The organism is Stutzerimonas stutzeri (assembly GCF_002890895.1).
In the GTDB taxonomy this organism is placed as follows: Bacteria; Pseudomonadota; Gammaproteobacteria; order Pseudomonadales; family Pseudomonadaceae; genus Stutzerimonas; species Stutzerimonas stutzeri_AB.
This window is the reverse complement of the sequence record NZ_POUL01000003.1, coordinates 314,798-337,839: the sequence shown is the minus strand read 5'-3', so window position 1 is coordinate 337,839 and position 23,042 is coordinate 314,798. Positions and strand designations below refer to the sequence as shown.

The 23,042-nt window shown below is 57.4% G+C and carries 21 protein-coding genes and 1 tRNA gene; 15 read left to right on the top strand and 7 right to left on the bottom strand.

Annotated elements, in window-relative coordinates; translation table 11 throughout:
• Positions 1-163 precede the first annotated feature (163 nt).
• From hmpA to pncB, 4 genes are all read left to right on the top strand, one after another.
• Positions 164-1,342 carry an NO-inducible flavohemoprotein gene (gene hmpA / locus CXK96_RS07270; protein WP_102835802.1) on the top strand — a complete coding sequence of 393 codons (1,179 nt, stop codon included), beginning with the start codon at positions 164-166 and terminating at the stop codon, positions 1,340-1,342.
• Between the two features lie 58 nt (positions 1,343-1,400).
• Positions 1,401-1,634 carry a hypothetical protein gene (locus CXK96_RS07265; RefSeq protein WP_102835801.1) on the top strand — a complete coding sequence of 78 codons (234 nt, stop codon included), beginning with the start codon at positions 1,401-1,403 and terminating at the stop codon, positions 1,632-1,634.
• Positions 1,635-1,855: 221 nt separating this feature from the next.
• Positions 1,856-2,032: a general stress protein gene (locus CXK96_RS07260; protein WP_102835800.1), complete on the top strand. Its 177-nt coding sequence runs from the start codon at positions 1,856-1,858 to the stop codon at positions 2,030-2,032.
• 400 nt (positions 2,033-2,432) lie between these two features.
• Positions 2,433-3,632 (top strand): nicotinate phosphoribosyltransferase, encoded by a 1,200-nt coding sequence (gene pncB / locus CXK96_RS07250; RefSeq protein WP_102835798.1) that lies wholly within the window; start codon positions 2,433-2,435, stop codon positions 3,630-3,632.
• Between the two features lie 6 nt (positions 3,633-3,638).
• On the opposite strand, the gene CXK96_RS07245 is transcribed toward pncB, so the two are convergent.
• Complete coding sequence (locus CXK96_RS07245) at positions 3,639-4,832, bottom strand: GGDEF domain-containing protein (protein ID WP_102835992.1); 1,194 nt, start codon at positions 4,830-4,832, stop codon at positions 3,639-3,641.
• 417 nt (positions 4,833-5,249) lie between these two features.
• Here CXK96_RS07245 and CXK96_RS07240 point away from each other — a divergent pair, with 417 nt between their 5' ends.
• Entirely contained in the window at positions 5,250-7,163 is a 1,914-nt protein-coding gene (locus tag CXK96_RS07240) for an autotransporter domain-containing protein (RefSeq protein ID WP_102835797.1), read from the top strand.
• Between the two features lie 75 nt (positions 7,164-7,238).
• Here the strand turns inward: CXK96_RS07240 and CXK96_RS07235 are convergent, their stop codons facing one another.
• Positions 7,239-8,141 (bottom strand): ATPase, encoded by a 903-nt coding sequence (locus CXK96_RS07235; protein ID WP_102835796.1) that lies wholly within the window; start codon positions 8,139-8,141, stop codon positions 7,239-7,241.
• A 371-nt stretch (positions 8,142-8,512) separates the two neighbouring features.
• Between CXK96_RS07235 and CXK96_RS07230 the strand changes: the two genes are divergently transcribed.
• Entirely contained in the window at positions 8,513-8,785 is a 273-nt protein-coding gene (locus CXK96_RS07230; RefSeq protein WP_102835795.1) for a hypothetical protein, read from the top strand.
• Positions 8,786-8,791: 6 nt separating this feature from the next.
• Here the strand turns inward: CXK96_RS07230 and CXK96_RS07225 are convergent, their stop codons facing one another.
• The gene (locus CXK96_RS07225) at positions 8,792-9,679 is read right to left on the bottom strand and encodes a LysR family transcriptional regulator ArgP (protein ID WP_102835794.1); all 888 of its coding nucleotides are present in this window, start codon (positions 9,677-9,679) and stop codon (positions 8,792-8,794) included.
• A gap of 94 nt (positions 9,680-9,773) precedes the next feature.
• On the opposite strand from CXK96_RS07225, the gene CXK96_RS07220 reads away from it, so the two are divergent.
• Positions 9,774-10,376: a LysE/ArgO family amino acid transporter gene (locus tag CXK96_RS07220; protein WP_102835793.1), complete on the top strand. Its 603-nt coding sequence runs from the start codon at positions 9,774-9,776 to the stop codon at positions 10,374-10,376.
• A gap of 363 nt (positions 10,377-10,739) precedes the next feature.
• Positions 10,740-11,321, top strand: a complete 582-nt coding sequence (locus tag CXK96_RS07215) for a superoxide dismutase (RefSeq protein WP_073300977.1) — start codon at positions 10,740-10,742, stop codon at positions 11,319-11,321.
• A 303-nt stretch (positions 11,322-11,624) separates the two neighbouring features.
• Here CXK96_RS07215 and dcd read toward each other — a convergent pair whose 3' ends face one another.
• Positions 11,625-12,191, bottom strand: coding sequence for a dCTP deaminase (dcd, locus tag CXK96_RS07210; protein WP_102835792.1), 567 nt, complete (start codon positions 12,189-12,191; stop codon positions 11,625-11,627).
• Positions 12,192-12,512: 321 nt separating this feature from the next.
• Between dcd and CXK96_RS07205 the strand changes: the two genes are divergently transcribed.
• Positions 12,513-12,722, top strand: a complete 210-nt coding sequence (locus CXK96_RS07205; protein ID WP_003282211.1) for a cold-shock protein — start codon at positions 12,513-12,515, stop codon at positions 12,720-12,722.
• 171 nt (positions 12,723-12,893) lie between these two features.
• Here CXK96_RS07205 and apbC read toward each other — a convergent pair whose 3' ends face one another.
• Complete coding sequence (apbC, locus tag CXK96_RS07200) at positions 12,894-13,988, bottom strand: iron-sulfur cluster carrier protein ApbC (protein WP_102835791.1); 1,095 nt, start codon at positions 13,986-13,988, stop codon at positions 12,894-12,896.
• A gap of 193 nt (positions 13,989-14,181) precedes the next feature.
• Between apbC and metG the strand changes: the two genes are divergently transcribed.
• The 4 genes from metG to CXK96_RS07180 all read left to right on the top strand — a co-directional run bounded on the left by metG (position 14,182) and on the right by CXK96_RS07180 (position 17,380).
• The gene (gene metG, locus CXK96_RS07195) at positions 14,182-16,236 is read left to right on the top strand and encodes a methionine--tRNA ligase (RefSeq protein WP_102835790.1); all 2,055 of its coding nucleotides are present in this window, start codon (positions 14,182-14,184) and stop codon (positions 16,234-16,236) included.
• 99 nt (positions 16,237-16,335) lie between these two features.
• Positions 16,336-16,545, top strand: coding sequence for a cysteine-rich CWC family protein (locus CXK96_RS07190; protein ID WP_102835789.1), 210 nt, complete (start codon positions 16,336-16,338; stop codon positions 16,543-16,545).
• Positions 16,545-17,237 (top strand): pseudouridine synthase, encoded by a 693-nt coding sequence (locus CXK96_RS07185; RefSeq protein WP_102835788.1) that lies wholly within the window; start codon positions 16,545-16,547, stop codon positions 17,235-17,237. Before CXK96_RS07190 ends, CXK96_RS07185 begins: the two co-directional genes overlap by 1 nt.
• 69 nt (positions 17,238-17,306) lie before the next feature.
• Positions 17,307-17,380: transfer RNA gene (locus CXK96_RS07180), tRNA-Gly, on the top strand.
• 47 nt (positions 17,381-17,427) lie between these two features.
• On the opposite strand, the gene CXK96_RS07175 is transcribed toward CXK96_RS07180, so the two are convergent.
• The gene (locus tag CXK96_RS07175) at positions 17,428-18,411 is read right to left on the bottom strand and encodes a DUF4113 domain-containing protein (protein WP_256061589.1); all 984 of its coding nucleotides are present in this window, start codon (positions 18,409-18,411) and stop codon (positions 17,428-17,430) included.
• Between the two features lie 396 nt (positions 18,412-18,807).
• The gene (locus tag CXK96_RS07170; protein WP_102835787.1) at positions 18,808-20,337 is read right to left on the bottom strand and encodes a hypothetical protein; all 1,530 of its coding nucleotides are present in this window, start codon (positions 20,335-20,337) and stop codon (positions 18,808-18,810) included.
• Between the two features lie 470 nt (positions 20,338-20,807).
• On the opposite strand from CXK96_RS07170, the gene CXK96_RS07165 reads away from it, so the two are divergent.
• Together CXK96_RS07165 and CXK96_RS07160 are read left to right on the top strand one after the other, a co-directional pair.
• A complete protein-coding gene (locus CXK96_RS07165; RefSeq protein ID WP_102835786.1) occupies positions 20,808-21,932 on the top strand; it encodes a hypothetical protein in 1,125 nt (374 codons plus the stop codon).
• Complete coding sequence (locus tag CXK96_RS07160) at positions 21,933-23,021, top strand: hypothetical protein (protein WP_102835785.1); 1,089 nt, start codon at positions 21,933-21,935, stop codon at positions 23,019-23,021.
• Positions 23,022-23,042 lie beyond the last annotated feature (21 nt).

Genomic DNA, 23,042 nt, shown 5'->3' with positions numbered 1-23,042 from the left:
AACCCACATCATCAGGGTGCGAAATACCACGAATCGCTTTAAGCCCTTGATTCTGGTCAATTCCAGCCTGGAACGATTATTGAAACAGCTCCAGTACCTGTCTGGGACGCGTGGTCGCCACGCTGCCAACCAGAGACAGCGTTACCAATAATTGGAGTTTCCCATGCTTTGCGCCGAACACCGTGCCCTAATTACCGCTACTGTCCCGTTGCTCGAAAGCGGCGGCGAAGCCCTCACCGACCACTTCTACAAACTGATGCTGGCCGAGCACCCAGAGGTTCGTCCGCTGTTCAACCAAGCCCACCAGGCCAGCGGTGACCAGCCGCGTGCGCTGGCCAATGGCGTGCTGATGTATGCCAAACACATCGACCGCCTCGATCAGCTCGGCGGGCTGGTCTCACAAGTGGTCAACAAGCATGTCGCGCTGCAGGTTCTGCCGGAGCACTACCCGATTGTGGGCGGATGCCTGCTGCGAGCGATCCGCGAGGTGCTCGGGGCCGAGATCGCCACCGACGAAGTCATCGACGCATGGCGTGCCGCTTATCAGCAGCTTGCCGACATCCTGATCGGCACCGAGGAACAGCTCTATCGCCAGACCGCCGAGGCGCCCGGCGGCTGGCGCGGCGCGCGGCATTTCCGGATCGCACGCAAGGTGCCTGAGAGCGCAGAAATCACCTCTTTCTACCTTGAGCCGGAGGATGGCGAACCCGTGGTGGCGCATGAACCGGGCCAGTACATCGGTCTGCGCCTGCTGGTCGATGGGCAGGAGATCCGCCGCAACTATTCGCTATCGGCTGCGAGCAATGGCCGTGACTACCGGATCAGCGTTAAACGTGAACCCGGCGGTGTGGCCTCCAACACGCTACATCAAATGCAGCTTGGCGAGACGCTGGAGCTGTTCGCGCCGGCTGGCGACTTCGTCTTGCAGCCCAGCGACAAGCCGCTGGTACTGATCAGTGGCGGCGTCGGCATCACCCCGACGCTGGCGATGCTCGAAGTCGCCCTCGGCACCAGCCGACCGATTCACTTCATCCACTGCGCACGCAACGCGGAAGCCCACGCCTTCCGCGCGACCATCGACCAGCTCGCCGAGCAGCACGTCCAACTAAAGCGTTTTTATTGCTACGACGAGCACCGTGGCGATGAGCATCAACCAGACGCCATCGGCCTGTTGACCGAAGCACGACTGGACGCCTGGTTGCCCGCCGAGCGCGACCTGGATGCGTATTTCCTAGGCCCGAAACCATTCATGGCGGCGGTTCGTCGGCAACTGCACGCACTCGGCGTGCCGGCCCAGCAGCTGCGCCATGAGTTCTTTGGGCCAGCAAGCGCGCTGGAGTAAACCGGACGGGTCGGCCTCATGGCCGGCCCTCTCGCATCACCGAAACGAGGTGTCTCCCATGCTTATGCAACCGCTCGACTCGTACCGCCTTTTACTATTCGCCAACCTGTCGATGGCGTTGGGCGTACTTCTGCTCCTGCTGGGTATCGCCGGTGCTTATGTCGTCGATGACCAACTTCAGCTCGGAGCGGTGGTGGCGAGCCACGCCCTGGTGATCCTGGGGCCGACCGCGCTGAAGATCGGTTACGTGATGCGGCTGCTGGCACAGCGCCAACTCGCGCTGGTCGCCTGATCGGGCCGATAGTCGATGCAATTCTGTGAATTCAAATACGCCACACGCTAATTGCCGTTCCGTTGTACTTGCAGTTAGCCATGTCGCGGCTTCATCTGTAACCACTCGTCCGCAGGCCATATAAAACGGAAACTACTGGCGTGCTCCTCGGCTCTGAAATCCTGAAGGCTGATGAAGTTGTTCAGCCCCGCAGAAGTCTTGTCCATTGAGGAGAGAAAGACATGGCAAATAAAAATCCTGGCAACTTCGCAAACGACCGCGAAAAAGCGTCTGAAGCAGGTAAGAAGGGCGGCCATAACAGCGGTGGCAACTTCGCCAATGACCGCGAAAAGGCCTCCGAAGCTGGCCGCAAGGGTGGACAGAATAGCCACGGCGGCGGTCGCAACAGCAAAAGCTGATCGATATAGAAAACAAAAAGGGCAAAGATTAAAAATCTTTGCCCTTTTTGTTGTCCGCTATTTTGCGTAGACAATTACCGCATTTCTGGCTGGCGCATTTCTTACGACAATAAACCGGCACCGGCCCTGGATCACTTATTTGAATTTTATTTAGCTTAAACAAATACAGACTTTCAGCAGAGGAAGTTTTCATATGAACATTTCAAATCATGACCACTCATCGTCCAATCTCGGAGACGAAGCGCCGCCAGGAACGCCCGGGACGGGTGAAAATATCTGCCCCGTTTGCAACGGCAGCGGCCGTACCGAGGCAGGGGAATGTAAAAATTGCGGCGGCACCGGTAAGGTGATCGAAGGCATCGGCGGAGCCTGATCCGCCTCCGCAACCAGGAAGCAACTCATGCGTGGCAGCGCCTTTTCCGAACGAATCATCCAGAGCCTGCTCGACACCGACTATTACAAGCTGACCATGATGCAGGCAGTGCTTCACCACTACCCCAATGCGGAGGTGGAGTGGGCCTTCCGCAGTCGATCCGAAGAGGACCTGACGCCATACCTGGGTGCTATCCGCGAGCAACTGGAGGCCTTGGCGGAGCTGCGATTCGAACCGCAAGAGCTGGCATTTCTGGAACGCATTCCCTACATGCAGCCAGACTTCATTCGCTTCCTCGGGCTGTTCCGCTTTGATCCCCGCTACGTGCGACTGGAGCTTGATGACGGCGAGCTGGTGATCTACCTGCGCGGTCCCTGGCTGCACGTAATCCTCTTCGAGGTGCCGCTGCTGGCAATCATCAGCGAGGTGCGCAACCGTGCTCGCTATCCGCAGGTGACCCTGGACCAGGCGACCGACCGCCTGGAAGAGAAGCTGCAGTGGCTGCGCGAAGAAGCCACGCCCGACGAGCTGGCCGGTTTCAAGCTGGCCGACTTCGGTACCCGTCGGCGCTTTTCGTTCGGCGTACAGGCTGCGGTGGTCAAACGGCTGAGCGAGACCTTTCCCGGTCACTTTGTCGGCACCAGCAACGTGTATCTGGCGCACACCCTGGACCTCAAACCCATGGGCACCATGGCCCATGAGTGGATCATGGCCCATCAACAACTCGGCCCACGGCTGATCGACAGTCAGAGCGCGGCTTTAGACTGCTGGGCGCGTGAATACCGTGGCGCACTGGGCATCGCCATCACCGACTGCATCACCATGGACGCCTTCACCGCAGATTTTGATTTGTATCTGGCGAAGCTGTTCGACGGCCTGCGCCATGACTCCGGTGATCCGGTCGAATGGGCTGAAAAAGCGATCGCCCATTACCGACGGCTGGGTATCGACCCTATGACCCGCCAACTGGTCTTCTCCGACGGTTTGGATTTTCCGAAGGCGCTTGGTATCTATCGCGCCCTAGCCGGGCGCAGTAACACCAGCTATGGCATCGGCACCCAGCTGACGTGTGACATACCGGGGGTCGAGCCGACCAACATGGTGATCAAGATGACCAGCTGCAATGGTCAGCCAGTGGCAAAGATATCCGACTCACCCGGCAAGACCATGTGTCGCGATGAAGCCTTCATCAGCTATCTCATGCACGTGTTCGATGTGAATCGCTGAATACGCTCAGGCGGCTGACAGAGGCGTTTCGGACGGTATCTCGCCAGCAGCCTCGAAACACAGGCGGTTGCGTCCGGAGGTTTTAGCCAGATACATCCGCTTGTCCGCCAGGTCCAACAGTTCTTCTGCGCTTTCGACAAAATCAACGCAACGCTCAGCCAAACCAATACTGGCGGTCAGCGGGCTGCCGTCCGGGCGCCTACCGAGGCTCGATCGGATCATGCGACTCAACGCCAGGCGCGCCTGTTCCCGATCGGTGTCAGGCATGATCACAACGAACTCTTCCCCACCCCAGCGCAGCAACGTATCGGTGCTACGCAAACTGGCCAGCATCTGCTGGGTGCACTCGCGCAACACCAGGTCCCCAGCTTCGTGACCGTAGTTATCGTTGATCTGCTTGAAATGATCGAGATCGATAAAGGCAACGGCCAGGCCGGTGTCGTGACGCCGAGCGGTGTCCCATTGCAGCTTCAGGATCTCCTGCCCGCTGCCGCGCGAAAACACGCCGGTGAGCGGGTCGCGGATAGCTTGGCGTACCAGTGCGATCATGAACGCCAACTGACTGAGGCTTGCCAGTGAGGTGACCCCGGCGATCAAGATCAGCAACCAGAATCCACCCGCGTAAGAAGGCCAGTTGAGCGTCGTCCATGACAGATAACCCGCCAATGCATGCGCGAGAAGCAGGACGGACGCCATTACCAGATTCTCTAACAGGGTCAGCGGGAAGATGGCCAACCCGGCCATCAGTACGAAGGGCAGGAACGCATAACCGGTGGCGACCACGGCGGAGGCCTGGGTAAGTTGATAGCCCCCAAGCAGCGTATGCGAAGCGATGTAAAAGACCGTCGGAATGGCGAACAGCAGCGCAACGGCCCGATAGGCATCAAACAAATTGCCGCTGGGCCGATAGAACAGCAGCAGGCAGGCGAAGGCAGCGCAGGCCAGCAGGCGAAAGGTAGCCAGGCCGAGCCAGAGTGGGTAAGTGAAGACCATCAGGTCGATGATCCCCCACACGGGTGTCAGCACTGCAAAGAGAAACGCGAACAGCCGGACCCGGTTGACGATCAGGGTCGCGCGGCGCTGACTCATCAGCATCGAGTGACGGTGCGGAATGACCAGCTTCATGAACTCAGTGGACTTGAGCTCACTGGGCAGCAGCGTAGCCAGGCGGCTCAAAAGCAGATCGATCAAGGACGGCATTTTTTTATAATCACCCGACTGAAGCATTGGAACGGCCATCCACGTCTTCGTGCCGACCGCGCCGAATGGTAGCACTTTGCCATACGCCCATCGCATCAGCGACGGACGGTGCCAACCCTGAGTTCGCACCAGAGGCCGTTAACAAAAAATAGCTCGGTAGAAATCCCCATGTTTCATGCGGCTTTGGTGCCATTCTGGTTAGCGGCCTGTGGCAATCGGTCTGTAGCGCTAGCGTCATAAAAACTTTGTAACAAGGCGTTTTGAGAATTTTCTCGGGTCCGTAATCCATTCGAGCGATACCAAGCCGTCCGGCAAATGACGCTTTAGAGCGCTTATGCCTCCTTCAATTGGCGACTAGCTTGAACGGAGTCGGAGCTTCGACTTCGACTGCCAAACAAGAACAATAAGGAGATACCCGTGCAGAGCGCTCTCAAGCCACTCGCCCTTGCCATCTTGCTGGCGGGCGTATCCGTTGCAGCACATGCGGAGACCAGCCCGTACAGCCAATTCGTCAACTTCGGCGACTCGCTGAGTGATGCTGGCAACTTTCCAGACGTCGGCAGTCCTCTATTAGGGGGCAATCCAACCGGCGGTCTGCGCTTTACCAATCGCACTGGCCCGACCTATGCGGCCAACAACACCGAATATGCGGGACAGGTTGTTACCCAAGTACTCGCCAACCGCCTGGGCCTTCAGTCGCTGCCATCGACCCCAATCCTGCCGCGCCTTCTGACGGGCAATCCAGACGGTACCAACTACGCGGTAGGTGGTTACCGTACGGATCAGATCCTTGACTCACTCATTGGCACCTCGACGGTCGACGCCGGAGGCGGGCTGACACGCAGCCGGCCTGGGTATCTGGTGCAAAACCCGCAGGTCGACCCGAATGGGCTGTACTACCTCAACGGTGGCGCCAACGATATATTTCAACTTCAAGCCAGGCCGACGACCATGGCGCTGGCAGCGGCGAACATGGTTCAGGCGGTAGGCGCGCTGCAGAACGCAGGCGCCCGCTACATCATCATTTCCGACCTGCCCGATGTCGGTAATACCCCGCTAGGGACACAACTTGGGACCAGCGCATTTCTCAACAGCCTGAGCGACAGTTTCAACGCCGAGCTCGCTGCAGGACTGCAGGCACAAGGGGGCAACTACGTTCTGTTAAACAACCGTCTATTGCTTTCTGAAGTTCGCGCAGACCTTGCTCGCTACGGATTCGACCCCACTATCAACCAGACCGCGGTTTGCTTTGATGGGGGCAATTGTCCGCTAGATCCGACTTATGGCCTGGGTACCGCAAACGCGGATCCAAGCCGTTTGTTGTTCAACGATGCGGTCCACCCAACCACCGCAGTCCACCAGATAAGCGCTGACTATATCTACTCCATTCTTTCAGCACCGGCAGAGGTATCACTGCTACCAGAGATGGGCCGTTCGGCGCTGCGCAACCACCTCCAGTTACTCGACAACGAACTCGCTGCCCAGCGTGGCAACTGGCAATCGGTAGGCGGCTGGCGAACCTTCGTTCAAGGAGGTTACAACCGTCCCGAGTACGACGGTTTCGGAGGCGGCGATGGGGACAGCCCGACCCTGGCGATTGGACTGAGCAACCGTGTCAGCGAGCACTGGCTGGCGGGACTCAGTCTGGGCCTGGCGCAGAACTCCCTCAGCCTCGGTGCAGGGGACTCGGACTACGATATGCGCAGCTTTCTGGCGAGCGCGTTTGCCAGCTATCAACAAGACCGGTTTTTCGCTGACCTCAATGCCAGCGCGGGCTACCTTGACTACGATTCACTGGACCGCACCTTTTCCCTCGGCGTAGCGGAACGCTCAGAAAAAGGCAGTACTGAAGGCATGGTCTGGGGCGTGTCCGCCAAAACCGGATTCAACCTGATGCAGATGGGGGATCCAGTAGAGTTCGGCCCGTTCATCGGTGCCAGCTATCAGAAAATCGACGTCGACGGTTATAGAGAGCAAGGCGCCAGCTCGACCGCTTTAAGCTACGAAGACCAAGAGCTGGAATCACTTCGTTTGTCGGTCGGACTATTTGGTACTTATGCAGTGTCGGAGCGCACTCGGCTGTTTGGCGAGGTCGCCCGCGAGGTCGAGCGCGAGGATGAGCAGCGCGAAGATCTGCGTATGTCATTGAATAGCGTGCCGACTAATAGCTTTGAGCTGCCGGGTGCGACCCCGACGGGCGACCAGACCCGTTTCAGTGTCGGTATCGCGCACCAACTGACGACAGGCCTCAGCGTCCGAGCCAACTACAACTACCAAGGCAACGACAACCGCAACCAGGGTGTCGGATTATCCCTGGCGCTGGACTTGTAAACCGCCACTCCTCCTTTGGCTGACTCGCCTGGCCGCTGCGTAACATACGCAGCGGCGTTTTTTATCCAGGCTTGCCTAGCGCTGGTCTATCTGTTGCTGGAGGTTGGCAATCTGCCCCTGCAGCGTGTTGATGTTGCGGGTCATCTGGGCTCTGAACGCATCGAACTCTGACGTCACTACGCCTGGCGTAGCGGCAGGCCGGTTATCCAATTCACTGCGCAAGATGAGCACGTCCTGCTCTAAGCGACTGATCGCCTGGCTGGCATCGCCCCTCTGCTTCAACGCTGCGACGTCCTTGCTCAGCCCGTCAATTCGGCCAGACAGCTTGCCCAGCTCGTCCACCGAACCCTTCAGCGCCGACATCGATGACGTGAGCGCGGCCTGATCACTTGCAACCTTTTTAACGGTATCGGCGAGCGTGGCTGTTGCAGACTGATGCCCTCGCACGTCAGTGGCGATGCGCTCGATCTGTCCACCCTGTTCGTCTAGGCGCTTGTCCTGATTACCCTGTTTGCCGGTCAGGCTCTGCTGCTGGGTAGTGATAGCCCGCTGTTGCTCAGCCAAGTCCAGCGCCTGTTTTTCAAGCTGCTTGATGCGCAGCTTTAATGCCTCGCCTTCGGTGGTGACGCTGGATTCGGTCGCCACGATCTTGCCGGAGATATCCTGCAGCCGGCCGGTCGCGTCTTCGCTGATGCGTGCGAAACTTTCTTGCGTGGCCACCAGCTGAGCCTCGAGCCTGGATACCTGCTGCAGGCCCCACCAACCCAACGCGATCAGCAAGCCGAACAGCACCAGAATCAGGAACCACAGCGGCGCAGTGCTGGCGGCACGGCGCTTCTGGCGCGGCCGCGCATCGTCGGCAGCCTGACTCGTCGACTTGCTGATCGGCTCTAGCTCCGGCGCTGGGTACGGATCGCGATCGCGGCCGGCGGTCAGGCTGGGTATGTTGTCCAGTTCGTCGTGAGCATCGTTGCGCATGGGGTACCTTTAAGGGCGCGAAGCAAGAGACAGCGCGCAGTATAACGATTCAACTGAGTCTCTTCAGCGCCATCGCCTGTCCGGAACCTGCACCTGGAACAGGCGTTCCATGCCGAGGCGATTCAAGACTGTGCAAACCGACAGCAACGGGCACTGGTCAGCACCTCGCTGCGTCATGCTGATGCAAAGCGCATTCAGGCGGTAAAGCCAGTTGCGACGCACCTCTAATAGTTTTCCTAAGCAAAACAGGCAATCCAAACAGCAACTGGTACGCCTGTTGCTTGAGCACTCATGCCAGCGGATAGCGCTTTCCGACACGGATGTCGGGCCACGACGCCAAGAACGGCCGATAGATTGGAGGATGAATCGTCATGGAGTTCAACAAGTCCGTACTGGATTGCATGCAGCAGCTGCGCCGTCGACTGCGTGACGAGCAGCAGCTGAACATTCGTCTGAGCCAACCGGATGCGATCCAGGCCATGCTGACCGCCTGTCTCTGCTCCGGCGACGAGATGACGCGGGACCTGGGCAGACAACTGGCCACGTACAGCGATATGCCCGCCCTTTTTACCCCGCCGCCCACGCCAGCAGACCGTAGCGGCCCCTCGGTACGCATCTACCGCGGCCAGCGAGTCCTTGGCTAATCCGTCTTAATAGATCAACCATTGCTTGGCCGAGCATGACAGCTGCCGTGTGAGTTCGCCGAGCAACTCACCGCCGTTGCGCCAATGGTGCCAATACAGCGGCACATCAATCGGTTCGCCCGGATAAACATCAACCAATTCCCCGCTCGCCAGTTCCGCGCGTACCTGCAGTTCAGGCACCAACCCCCAACCCATGTCGCTTTGCAGCAGCCGGACAAAGCCTTCGGATGACGGGCATAGATGATGACTGAACGCCCCCTTCAGGCCTAACGCCTCTAGATAGCGGTGCTGCAGCTGGTCATCAGGGCCGAATACGATCGCCGGGGCCTTTAATAAGGCCTCGACCGGCGCGTCCGGCTTGAGGTGCCGGGCAACGTAGGCGGGACTGGCAAGCGCGCGGTAGCGCATGGCGCCAAGAAATTCACTGCGCGCACCTGCCAACGGCCGTTCGACTGCACAAACACACGCAGCAACCTCCCCCGCTCGCATCCGCTTGAGCCCGACATCCTGATCCTCCAACACGTGATCGAGCACCACGCCATAACGGGTGCAAAAAGGTGCGACGGCACCCGGCCACCAGGTAGCCAGGCTGTCGGAGTTCAGCGCGATGCGCAGTCGCTCCGGCAGTCGGCTCTCGTCCAGCCCCGGAATCTGCCCCTGCAAATCACGTTCGAGCAGACGTACCTGCTGCACATGGTTAAGCAAACGCCGACCAACCTCAGTTGGCTGGGGTGGCGAAGCGCGTAAAAGCACCGGCTGCCCCAACCGAGCCTCGAGCAGCTTTATGCGCTGCGACACGGCCGACTGCGACAGTCCCAACGACTGCGCAGCGCGATCAAATCCGGCTTGCTCAACCACCGCCGCCAAAGCGACCAGTAACTTGTAATCGAACATTCGATTTCCTTATGAGGTATTACCGAATTTCGTTTTTCTTATAGGCCAACAGCACCGAAACTGCGAGCATCTCTTGACGACAGGGCAACGCATCATGTGGCAGAGCTACTTTAACGGGCTTCTAATCACCGCCGGACTGATCATTGCGATCGGCGCGCAGAATGCATTTGTCCTGGCGCAGAGCCTGCGCCGCGAGCACCATCTACCGGTAGCTGCGCTCTGCATCCTCTGCGACATTCTGTTGGTCAGCGTTGGCGTCTTCGGTCTCGCTGCGGTACTGGCAGAAAATCCAGTGCTGCTACAAATCACGCGATGGGGAGGCGTGCTGTTCTTGCTGGTCTACGGTGCCATTGCGTTGCGCCGTGCAGCGCGCCCACAAGCCTTGCTGGAAAACGCCCAACGCGGACCGCGCTCACTGCAGAGCGTGTTGCTCGCCGCCTTGGCCGTGACGTTGCTAAACCCGCACGTCTACCTCGATACGGTACTGCTGATCGGCTCCCTCGGCGCGCAGCAACCCGAGCCCGCGGCTTATACGCTGGGCGCCGCGAGCGCCTCGACTCTGTGGTTTCTGATTCTTGCACTGGGGGGCGCCTGGCTTGCACCTTGGCTGGCGCGGCCGCTGACCTGGCGACTGATCGATCTGGGCGTGGCGACCATGATGTTCACGGTAGCCGCACAGCTTGTTGTCCTGGCCTAAGGAACGCCCAGTGTAATCGGAGGTCCACGCAGAGGGCCTCGGACATCCTCTCCCCCTGCGCCAGAACCTTGTTACAAGGCTCTGGCCCTGGCTTTTCCACACAGTTGACGCGTGGTTTTGCCACAGGCTGAGTGCTATGATCGTTGGTCCGCGGGCATGGAGTGGAACGCTTCAGCCCGCCATTGCGGCCGCCCGTGATCGGCCGAAGAATGCGCAAGCATATAGCGAGCGAAGGGAAAGACAGGCGTAAACGGACGAACATCAATGCAGTAGTTTTCTCCGTTCCGCGAGGCGCTGGTTACCAGTGCAGACTGCCTCCTTCCGAGCCGCATCTATTCTCGACACCTGAGCAGGAGATACACCATGGCTTTCGAATTGCCGCCGCTTCCGTTTGAAAAGAACGCCCTCGAGCCGCACATTTCCGCTGAAACCTTTGAATATCACCATGGCAAGCATCATCAGGCCTACGTGACCAACCTGAACAACCTGGTCCCAGGCACCGAGTTCGAAGGCAAGGATCTGGAAACCATCATCAAGACCTCTTCCGGTGGCATCTTCAACAATGCCGCTCAGGTTTGGAACCACACCTTCTTCTGGAACTGCATGGCCCCGAATGCCGGCGGCGAGCCAACTGGCGCCCTGGCTGATGCCATCAATGCTTCTTTCGGATCCTTCGACAAGTTCAAGGAAGAGTTCACCAAGACCGCAATCGGCACCTTCGGCTCCGGCTGGGCCTGGCTGGTGAAGAAGTCCGACGGCAGCGTCGGCCTGGCGAGCACCATCGGTGCCGGCAACCCGATGACCGCTGGTGACAAGCCGCTGCTGACCTGCGACGTCTGGGAGCACGCTTATTACATCGACTACCGCAATGCCCGTCCGAAGTTCGTCGAGGCATTCTGGAACGTTGTTAACTGGGACTTCGTCGCGAAGAATTTCGCCGGCTGAGCCTAGGCCTGCTTGAAGAGCTGGACTGCCGGCCCTTCGCGCAACTAAAAATGCCCGCATTCATGCGGGCATTTTTTTGCTTAAGCGGAATGAAACGGCATCTGCTCGAGCGAATAAGACTCTAGCCATCTTGGTTCGAGGCATTGCACGACGGGAAGCAGATCAGTACTGGCAAGCGCAGGACGCGCAGCCGGGACGCCGCCAGATGGCGCCAGCCCTATGCCGGACTATTCCATATCGCAAAGATGATGCGAGCGGCAGTCACTACCGCCCGCCAGGGCTCTTGAAGCTCGTGAAGTCCAATCAGGCCTTGGGCAAGGTCACGCCACGCTGGCCCTGATATTTACCACCGCGATCCCGGTAAGAGGTTTCGCACTCTTCATCCGACTCCAGGAACAGCATCTGTGCCACGCCTTCGTTGGCGTAGATCTTCGCTGGCAAGGTGGTGGTGTTGGAGAACTCCAGCGTCACGTGCCCTTCCCACTCGGGCTCAAGCGGCGTGACGTTGACGATGATCCCGCAACGGGCATAGGTGCTCTTACCCAGGCAAATGGTCAGCACGTTGCGCGGAATGCGGAAGTATTCGACCGTACGCGCCAGCGCAAAAGAATTCGGCGGGATGATGCAGACGTCACTCTTTACGTCGACAAAGCTTTTCTCGTCGAAGTTCTTAGGGTCGACGACTGCCGAATTGATGTTGGTGAATATCTTGAATTCGTCAGCGCAGCGCACATCGTAGCCATAGCTGGAGACGCCGTAGGAAATCAGGCGCTCGCTGCCCTCGGTCCGCACCTGGCGTTCCACGTAGGGCTCGATCATGCCGTGCTCCTGGGCCATCCGGCGAATCCACTTATCCGATTTGATGCTCATGGCGGGCGTCCTGATTTGGCTGATGGTCGTTTAGATAGAGGCGTGTATCTTACCGAGCACATGGAGCCGGTTCAAAGGCCACGAACCGGGTCCATGCGTCGCATCTCTGGCGCTTCGGGCGGAAACTGAAAATAATGCTCGCAATGCGACAGAAATGGAGTATCTTTCATTGGCTGCTGCTGCATGTGTCACCGTGAATCGCTACATGTTTAGATTTCGATCCGATCATTGCTACGACTCCTAACTCCTTGCACACAGTCACCGTTCGGGGTATTTGCCCGTTCAAATCATCTCTACACCTTGTTCAAGGAGACATTTCAAATGTCCAATCGCCAAACCGGTACCGTTAAGTGGTTCAACGATGAGAAAGGCTTCGGCTTCATCACTCCGCAATCCGGTGACGACCTCTTCGTACACTTCCGCGCCATCCAAGGCGACGGTTTCAAGAGCCTGAAAGAAGGCCAGCAAGTTTCCTTCGTCGCTACTCGCGGCCAGAAGGGCATGCAAGCTGAGGAAGTTCAGGTTATCTAACCTGAAGCTTTTCTGCTGAAAAAGCCCCGCTTCGGCGGGGCTTTTTTATGCCTGCGATTTACTGTATTCAGCGTCAGAGGGCGGCAGCCTCCCTCCAAGGACGATTCTACTCAGTCGATCAGACCTCCTCGGTCGACCAAGGCGACGCACAGAGCGCCGCCATACCGAAGGTCAGTCGTCGGACACAGTGATGTTTGGCATCGACTGCGCAATGATCTGCCCGCTCTGGGAAATCCGCGCACCCACACTGCGTGCCATCTGCTGATAGATCATCGCGATCTGGCTTTCCGGATCGGCAATGGTGGTTGGGTTACCTGCGTCAGCCTGGCTGCGGATTGCCATGGAAAGTGGTAACGAAGCCAGCAGCTCAACGTTGTACTGCGTTGCCAGCTTCTCACCACCCCCTTCGCCGAACAGATGCTCGGCATGCCCACAATTCGAGCAGATGTGGATGGCCATGTTTTCCACCACACCGAGCACAGGGATGTTCACCTTGCGGAACATCTCCACGCCTTTCTTGGCATCCAGCAGGGCCAGATCCTGCGGCGTCGTGACGATAACCGCACCCACCACCGGCACCTTCTGCGCCAAGGTCAGCTGGATATCACCCGTACCCGGCGGCATGTCCACCACGAGATAGTCGAGATCATTCCAGGCCGTCTGAGTGATCAACTGCAGCAAGGCACCGGAGACCATCGGGCCTCGCCAGACCATCGGCGTCTTGTCGTCGGACAGGAAGGCCATCGACATGACCTGAACGCCATGCGCTTCCAACGGGATGAATGCCTTATTGTCGCGGATTTCCGGTCGCGTACCTTCGGGAATGCCAAACATGATGCCCTGGCTAGGCCCGTAGATATCCGCATCCAACACGCCCACCCGCGCCCCTTCGCGCGCAAGCGCCAGCGCCAGGTTGGCAGCCGTGGTCGATTTACCGACGCCGCCCTTGCCGGACGCGACGGCAATGATGTTTTTGACGTTGGCCAGTGCCTCAACCTGGTCCTGCGCCTTGTGTGAGCGGATCACACAGTCGACCTGCACATCCGCGCGGGTCACGCCGTCGAGCTGCTCAATGGCCATCGCCAGCATCTGCGCCCAACCGCTGCGAAACAGCCCAGCCGCGTAGCCCAATTCGATCTGCACGCTAACGTGATCACCCACTACATCAATGGAACGCACGCAACCAGCAGCCACCGGGTCCTGGTTCAGGTTAGGGTCGGTGTACTGGCGCAGTACGGCTTCGACAGCTTCGCGTGTGACGGTCATGACTACTCCCAAGAAAACCTACTAAAACAGACGGGCATCTTACCCCGTGCCGCCACAAGGGCTCATCAAGCGCGTCAATGTGGCGCGGCACTCGCTATTCGACCCGTGCCGTCCGCACCAGTGCGGATGAAAAAAAACTGCGTGACCTTTATAGTGGCCGACTCACTTCGCAACCTCGACTGCAGACTTTCCCATGTCCGAAGCTCGCCAAATCCTCGTCACCAGTGCCCTGCCCTACGCCAACGGTTCGATTCACCTTGGCCACATGCTCGAGTACATCCAGACGGACATGTGGGTGCGGTTCCAGAAGCTTCGCGGCAACCAGTGCATATACGTCTGTGCGGACGACGCGCATGGCTCGGCCATCATGCTGCGCGCCGAAAAGGAAGGCATCACGCCTGAGCAACTGATCGCCAACGTGCAGGCCGAGCACAGTGCCGACTTCGCCGACTTCCTGGTCGACTTCGACAACTTTCATTCGACCCACTCGGAAGAAAACCGCGAGCTGTCGAGCCTGATCTACACCAGGCTGCGCGACGCCGGCCACATCGCCACGCGCTCGGTCACCCAATATTTCGACCCGGAAAAGGGCATGTTCCTCGCCGACCGCTTCATCAAGGGCACCTGCCCGAAATGCGCGGCCGAGGATCAGTATGGCGACAACTGCGAAAAGTGCGGCGCCACTTACGAACCCACCGAACTGAAGAACCCGCGCTCGGCCATCTCAGGCGCCACCCCAGTGCTGCGCGACTCCAAGCACTTCTTCTTCAAGCTGCCCGATTTCGAGGCGATGCTCAAAGAGTGGACCCGCAGCGGCAGCCTCCAGGATTCGGTCGCCAACAAGATCGCAGAATGGCTCGACGGCGGCCTACACGAGTGGGACATCTCCCGCGATGCGCCCTACTTCGGTTTCGAGATTCCGGATGAGCCGGGTAAGTACTTCTACGTCTGGCTGGATGCGCCCATCGGCTACATGGCGAGCTTCAAGAACCTCTGTACACGTCGCCCTGAGCTGAATTTCGATGCTTTCTGGAACAAGGATTCCAGCGCCGAGCTGTACCACTTCATCGGCAAGGACATCATCAACTTCCACACCCTGTTCTGGCCCGCCATGCTCGAAGGTGCCGGTTTCCGCAAGCCCACCGCCGTCGCGGTGCATGGTTACCTCACGGTGAACGGGCAGAAGATGTCCAAATCGCGGGGCACCTTTATCAAAGCGCGCACCTATCTCGATCACCTGAACCCCGAGTACCTGCGCTACTACTACGCGGCCAAGCTGGGCCGTGGCGTCGATGACCTGGATCTGAACCTCGAAGACTTCGTGCAGAAGGTCAACTCCGACCTGGTGGGGAAGGTCGTAAACATCGCCAGCCGTTGTGCCGGCTTTATTCACAAGGGCAACGGCGGTGTGATGGTCGACCGCAATGCCGCACCGGAATTGACCGACGCCTTCCAGAGCGCCGCACCGTCCATTGCCGATGCTTACGAGAACCGTGACTTCGCCCGCGCCATGCGCGAAATCATGGCGTTGGCTGACCGCGCCAATGCCTGGATCGCCGACAAGGCACCCTGGGCACTGAACAAGCAGGACGGCATGCAGGATGAAGTGCAGGCGATCTGCGCCACTGGCGTCAACCTGTTCCGCCAGCTGGTGATCTTCCTCAAGCCGGTGCTGCCCAACCTCGCCGCCGACGCCGAGCGCTTTCTCAACGTCGAGCCCCTGCGCTGGACGGACCTGCAAACGCTGCTCTCCAACCACCAGCTAAACGCCTTCACCCCGCTATTGACCCGTATCGAGCCTGCGAAAATCGAAGCCATGATCGAATCATCCAAGGAAGACCTCGCTTCCACCGAAACCGCCGCGCCCGGCGCAACCCCCGAGACTGGCAACGGCGAGCTGACCAAGGAGCCGATTGCCGCCGAGATCGCCTTCGACGCCTTTGCCGCTGTGGACCTTCGCATCGCGCTGATCGAGAAATGCGAGTTCGTCGAAGGTGCCGACAAGCTGCTGCGCTTGACGCTGGACATTGGCGATGCCAAGCGCAACGTGTTCTCCGGCATCAAGAGCGCCTACCCGGACCCAAGCAAGCTGGAAGGTCGCCTGACCCTGTACGTCGCCAACCTCGCCGCACGCAAGATGAAGTTTGGCGTCTCCGAAGGCATGGTGCTCGCCGCCGGCCCTGGTGGCGAAGAGATCTACCTGCTCAGCCCCGACAGCGGCGCCAAGCCCGGTCAGCGCGTCAAGTAACGAAGTAGACGAGAAGCCCGGCGCAATGCCGGGCTTCCGATTCAATTCCTCATTGACCGTCCCACCGCAGCAAGCTGCTGACATTTCCCGGAGGCGGTAATGAACCAAACACCCGATCCCAGCATATGCCCACTCTGCGGCGAGCCGAATCAATGCAGTCTCAGCAATCCCGCAACTGCCACTCAGCCGTGCTGGTGCTTCACCGCCGAGATCGCAGCCGAAGCCTGCGAACGGATTCCCGATGAGGCGTTAAACAAGGCCTGCATCTGCCCGCGCTGCGCTCGCGGCGAGTCGCCCGCAAACCCGTAATGCGCCTCGACCGCTTCCTCGCCAACCTGCCCCACTGCAGCCATCGCCAGGCGCGCCTGCTGCTAGCATCGGGCCGCGCTTCGGTGAATGGCGAGACAGTCTGCGATGGCACCCAAGACATCCGCGTCTTCGACCGTATCGAACTGGATGGCGAGGTGCTGCAGGCCGGCAAGCCCGCACGTTTCTATATGCTCAACAAACCCGCCGGCTGCGTTAGCGCCACCGCCGACCAGCAACACCCCACGGTGCTGGACCTGCTGAAAGAACCGGATAAGCACGAGCTGCATATCGCCGGTCGGCTGGACTTCAATACCACCGGGCTGATGATCATCACCAACGACGGCCTCTGGTCCCGCCGCCTGACCCAACCGGAAAGCCTGCTGGGCAAAACCTATCTCGTCGAAACGGAAGACCCGATCGACCCCATCTGCGTCGACCGCTTCGCCGAAGGCCTCTACTTTCGCTTCGAGAACCTCACCACCCTGCCCGCCGAACTCGAACTGCTCGACTGGCACCAGGCACGCCTGACCCTACATGAAGGCCGTTACCATCAGGTCAAACGCATGTTCGGTCACTTCAACAACAAGGTCTCCGCCCTGCATCGCGAACGCATGGGCCCGCTGCTGCTCGACCCCGCCCTCGCTCCCGGTCAATACCGCAGCCTGACCGCGACTGAAATCGAACAGATCTGAAACATTCATCGACCTAAACGGCGCACCCACTTCTACTCGCCCCGCCCTTCTGGTACAAAGGCTGCCTACGCGGGCGTCGTATAATGGCATTACCTGAGCTTCCCAAGCTCATGACGAGGGTTCGATTCCCTTCGCCCGCTCCAAATCAGAAAAGCCCTGAACTTACAGGGCTTTTTGTTTGCTGGTCCCTTCAGCGACACCCCACCCTCCACAGCTGATCCATCCTCGTCGTAAAACGACGGCTCATCATTTCCCGCCGCATCCCCCAATCCGGCGCGTTGGGAATGCGGCCCGGTCTGAGCGTGTTCCGCCCCAACTTCGCGTTGACGGCGTCGAGCACGCCCATGACGCGCTCTGCGGTGGCGGGTTGGGTTTCGGTGAAAAGGTCGCCTGTGTATTCGCCGCGTTGGCAGAGGTCCATCAGCAGCACTTCGGCTTTGCTGAAGGCGAAACCCTCTCGATAGATCAGCTCCAGCCCGGCGATGGCGGCGCGGGTGATGTAGCGGGTGTCGTCGGTGGGGTATGGCAGTTCGCAGACAATGCCTTCGGCGAAACTGGGCTCATCCAGGTTGAACATGCCGGTGCGGATGCTGACGCGCACGCGCTTGCACAGCGATTGCTGGGTGCGCAGTTTCTCGCTGGCGCGGGCAGCATAGGTGGCAACGGCTTCGCGGATGGGGGCGAGTTCGCGCTGGCGGTCGCCGAACATGCGTGAGCAGCAAATCTCCTGTTTAGGTGGTGCGACGTCTTCCAGCTCCATGCACGGCGTGCCGCGCAACTCGCGGGCTGTTTTCTCGACCACCACGCTGAATTGTTTGCGCAGGGTCCAGGCGTCGGCGTTGGCCAGGTCCCAGGCGGTCCGGATGCCCATGCTGTTGAGGTGTTCGGTCATGCGCCGGCCAACGCCCCACACATCGCTCACGCCCGTGACGCGCAACACCTTGTCGCGCCGCTCGGGGTCGCGCAAATCGACCACGCCGCCAGTTTGCCTCTGCCAGCGCTTGGCCGAGTGGTTAGCGAGCTTGGCGAGGGTCTTGGTGTTGGCAATACCCACGCCGACCGGTATGCCGGTGAGGCGCAGCACATCGGCGCGGATGCGGCGCCCGATGGATTCCGCGTCGGGCACGCCCGAAAGATCAGCGAAGGCTTCGTCGATGTAAAGGAAAGATGTCAACCCATGGACATTCGTAAAACTTACGTCAACCCTGGCTTCACGCTGAATGCACCATGTCCATGGGTACTGACTGATGTAGGGCTGTCAGAGTCTAACTTGTCCATACCGAAAATCTGCTGTTGACTGAGTACAGAATCTCCTCTGGTCTAAGTGTCGTTCATGAGAGGCAGCTATCGGCCGAGGCTGTGTAAAAACGTTTTCGAGCGCGACAGGTACTCAAAACCGGACTGGAAATCGCGCATCTGAGCGAAATCTACATTTGCTGAGGTGCCGAAACATTTCAGATTTCACGTAGACGCGCTCACTTCAATTTTGACGAAGCGTTTTTACACACTCTGGGCCAGCAGCAGCCATTCAATGGGCGGCTACCGATCCTCGATGGATGCTTGGGTTCGTCTACGATTTTTGCGCCGACTCGCTGCGATATTTTTTTTCATTTGCCCAGCGGTAACGGTCCGGATCTTTTGCTAGTAAGGACGCTCGCATCGTTCCGCGCCGGGCATTGTCCGCCCGGGCGAAGATACCTCTTAGTTCGATGTCGATGCTCTGTTTGCTGGCACCGCGCTCCTCAGCCTTGGCGTACCAGTCATGCCCCGCCATATAGTCGCCTAACTCCATGCATACAGCCCCTAGCAGAGTGCATGGGCGGAAGTTCTTCGGCATTAGCTCATGCCCCTGCTTGCCGAGCTTATAAGCTTCGTCACGTCGCCCCAGATCGCGCATGACACCGCCTTGGGTAGTGCATATGGCTGAGTGGACCTTGGGATGTCTGAGTCTATTGGTCGGTACACTGGCGAGTAGTTCAAGCGCCGACTCTGGCTGATTGCACTTTCGATAGTGGCCACTGGCATTGATTGCGTTCCAAGGATCCTGGGTGCGACGGTACTCATTGCCGCAGAATTCGGCTTCACGTAGGTAGTGGGTCTTCCGCAGCTTTTCAGTGAAATGCACTTGGCCCTCAGTGTTGAGCCAAACGAAGTCGTCATCGGTCAGTCGGTTGCCGGCGTCGATGTTCTGAAGGATATCCATCAACCGTGGCAACAAAGGCTGAGCTATGGCGAGAACCCCGTATTTCTTGCGCAGGATGTATGCGGGATCGCTTTCGCGGGCAATGAGGGCAGCCTCGGCAGCGTCACGCCGCCGTTTTTGTGCTTCGGCCAATGCGAGGCGAGTTTCGGCCGTTGTCCGCACGACCTCGGCTGCATTGAGGTCTGAAATATAAGACTCATAGGTAACTTGGCCAATGGCCAGCGCATACAGTCGGGGGAGCCCCTTGATTTTTAGGTAGTTAAGATAAGCCGCGGAAAGTGGACGGCCTTGATAGAGAGCCGCCAGGATATTGCTCAGTGGCGAGGTAACCACACCTTCAAGGTGGCTCACCCGGTAGTGCCGGGCAATGTCGTAGGGAGCCAGAGCGATGTAACCTGGCTCGCTCATGCGTGCTTTGTACATGGCTTCAGCAGCCTCACAATTAAGCGTGCGCTGTGCCGCCCACTCGGCTTCGCGGACGAAGCAAGCTGCCTCAGCATCTTGGCGATCGCGATCGTACTGCGCCGTGCGAGCAATACGGGCAGATTCTGCTGCTTCGCCCTCGCGTTTCCGCTGAACCACCCGCTCGGCCTCTTGGGCCAGACGTTCTGCTTCTTTGGCTTGGTGTTCTACTCTGGCAGCCCGCTCGCGGGCTACTAATGCTGGGTCGAAAGCAGCGATGAAGGCTTCATATGTGATTTGGCCGGTCGCCAGCTGGTGCAGTTCGTTGAGATTTTGCTGCTGTAGGTAGCTCAGCGACAGTGCAGTGAGCGGTCGCCCATGAAACATGCCTTCGAGGATGTTACTCAGACGAGTGTAGGGAACGGCCGCGCCAGCAATGCGACTGACGCAGAAGTGACATGCGATGTCGTAGCGTGATGGGCGATTCAATTCCATGAAAGGGAGAGTCCGTTCTAGCTTGGGTGAGGTGATTCAGATTCTCTCACAGGCATGAGAGATCCGCTCCTGGCCGGTTGCTGCCAGTAGCTCAAAGCTGCTTTCGGCCAGAAGCGGGCTTTGAGTCACTTTATTGAGGCAAGACCCTGCAGGGCTTTCCTGCATCGAATCTAGCGTTTGATGTAATCAGGCCAGTCATGGATTAGGTGAGTTTTCCGCGAAGCAATAGAAGGCAATTCCTGCATCCAACCCGCGCTAGCTCCTTAACAAGTTCGCAGATCCGTGATTGGGGCAGCATGCTCCACTAATATTAATCGCTGTTCGCCCCCATTCACCTCACTCGCATGAATGTCGTCATTGCACGCCACGACCAATAGGTCCGTCGGATATCTGAAGTGCTGAGCATAGCGTATTCCCAATTCTTCGGCTTAAAGGTAAAGTGCGGAGCACCGAAACTTTTGGAAGCGGAAATGGAAATCAAGATACTCGGGACAGCGAAAGATCTACGCACCCAAACACCAGTAATTTATGCACAGTGTGATGTCCCTAATTACTTGGATCTTGTAGGCAAAGATTTTTCCTCATTTTCAATCCAGCGCAAACGGGAAAAATTCACGGCCTACACCCGACTCAAGGCTGACATTATTAACGGTACGCTCCTGCCGACCATTACACTTGCTCTTCCGGTCGAGAAGTCAGATTTTGCGAACGAAGCAGTCGAGGCAGGTAATGTTGACGAAATCAAGAAGATGATTCAGGACTCCGCTCCGCTCAACATCCTAGATGGACTGCAGCGCACTTTTATACTAAAAGAAATACTTGAAAGCGGTCATATCTTCCCTGCTGAGCAATTAGTCCATCTTGAAATTCGAGCCGAGCCAGATCTGGATCACTTAATTTATAGGATTATCGTACTAAATGCAGGGCAAAAGCCCATGTCAATGAGGCATCAGATAGAAATACTATCTCTCAGCCTGCGCAAGACACTAATCAATGAAATTGAGCATTTGGAGCTTGTTCCGGAAGTCGATGGCGGGCGGAGAACTCGGGCAAGACGCTATTCGCTCGACAAGGTTTCAAGTGGCTATCACGCATACCTATTGAAATCACCAGAGGTCGACAAGCAGAACGTAGTTGCGCAGCGACTGAGTGAGCAAGCAATTTTGCAGCAAGATGTTGAACAGTTCGGCATCCAGTTTGGCGAGTTCGTAGAGTTTTTCAAGCTGTATTGCGAATTGGATGATGCTGTTGAAGGCACAGTTGCAGCAGGAGACACCATCTCTGCCAGCAATTGGCTAGGCAATGAAAATACACTTAACGCATTTTTTGCCGCTGTAGCCGACTTTGGTTCTACCCAGCCCCGAAAAGAGAGAATTAAAAACGCCATTAAAAACCTGACCAGTTCTATTTCAATATCGCGGTCGGAAGAAATATTAGGGCTTGATAAATTCCAGCAAATTATCGCTGGTTTTCCAAGCCGAAAAACAAACATTGGATATGCAACGCGAAAGCTTATCTTCGTAGCTCTGAAAGAATTCTTCCGAGACGAGGGCGAAACGCCACTGGGCGATATTTGGGAGCGTGAGGCTGAATAGATGGATTATAGGGAGGTAATTAGTAAATTCAGTTTTGATGATTTGAGAATTGACCCAAGCCTTCAGTTAGCCGAAGCCTATGGGCAATGCTCGGTCGATGGTTACGTTGCGATACCTGTATATAATTTGTCACCCCGATACCAGGCCAATGAAACCTTTACCATAAAGCTCAATCATCATCCTCATGACTGTATGCTGGTTACATGCAAAGGCACGACTTTCACTTATGGCGAGGCTCCTGCAACTTCTGTGGCAGCCTTCTTGCGAGACGCTAAAGCTGAAGATATATCGCAAGCCCAGTACTCTGACTATATTTTTAAGAACAATTACGTTGTAATTAGGGATATCGCTTACGCGCTTTACTTCTCCCACTACCAAGCAACAAGTTCCATATGGGGCGCTTTTTCCCACTCACAAAGGATACCTCCGCATCTGAAGTTGACTAGCGCTCATACTGTGGAGGCCTATCCTGACTTGCACATTCCAACCGTAGATCACGATCTGGCCACTGTACGAGCGACCCATGAATCCACAGCCTTGGGTCACTATCTGTCCTTGTATCACCTTATCGAACTAAGTTTCGATTTTGACTTACTGCAAGACTTGCAGGCTCTCGGAACGAATCTCAAAGGTTTTGGGAAAATTATAGCTACTTACAATAACTCAGAGCTACAGAAGCTCTTGAGAATTGTAAAGAAGTACTGGCTTGACGAATCATCCCTTGAGCAATATTTGCGTGATTTTTTTTGTCAATCCCAATTTGATTCCACAATTGACGATTTGCTTTATGGGTATGACAAAGATGGATTTCCTTGGGGATTCAAGGATAACCCAACCAAAAGAGTTCAGTTCGCTGCACACGTTAAGCATTCTTTTACGAAAGCGTGCATTGAGGCTGCAAGATTCGGCTGGACGTTAGATCATTTGCAAAAAGCTGTAGCGTATATTATCTACCGATTCCGCTGTGCAATTGCTCATGCTTCTATCGGTGAGCATATTTTGACAATCCAAGACTCCACCTTGATAACAACCAAGGCAACACCTCTTCTGATGGGATTAATCAACCAAGTTTACAAAAGAACGTCATAGCACTATCGATTTGATATATTA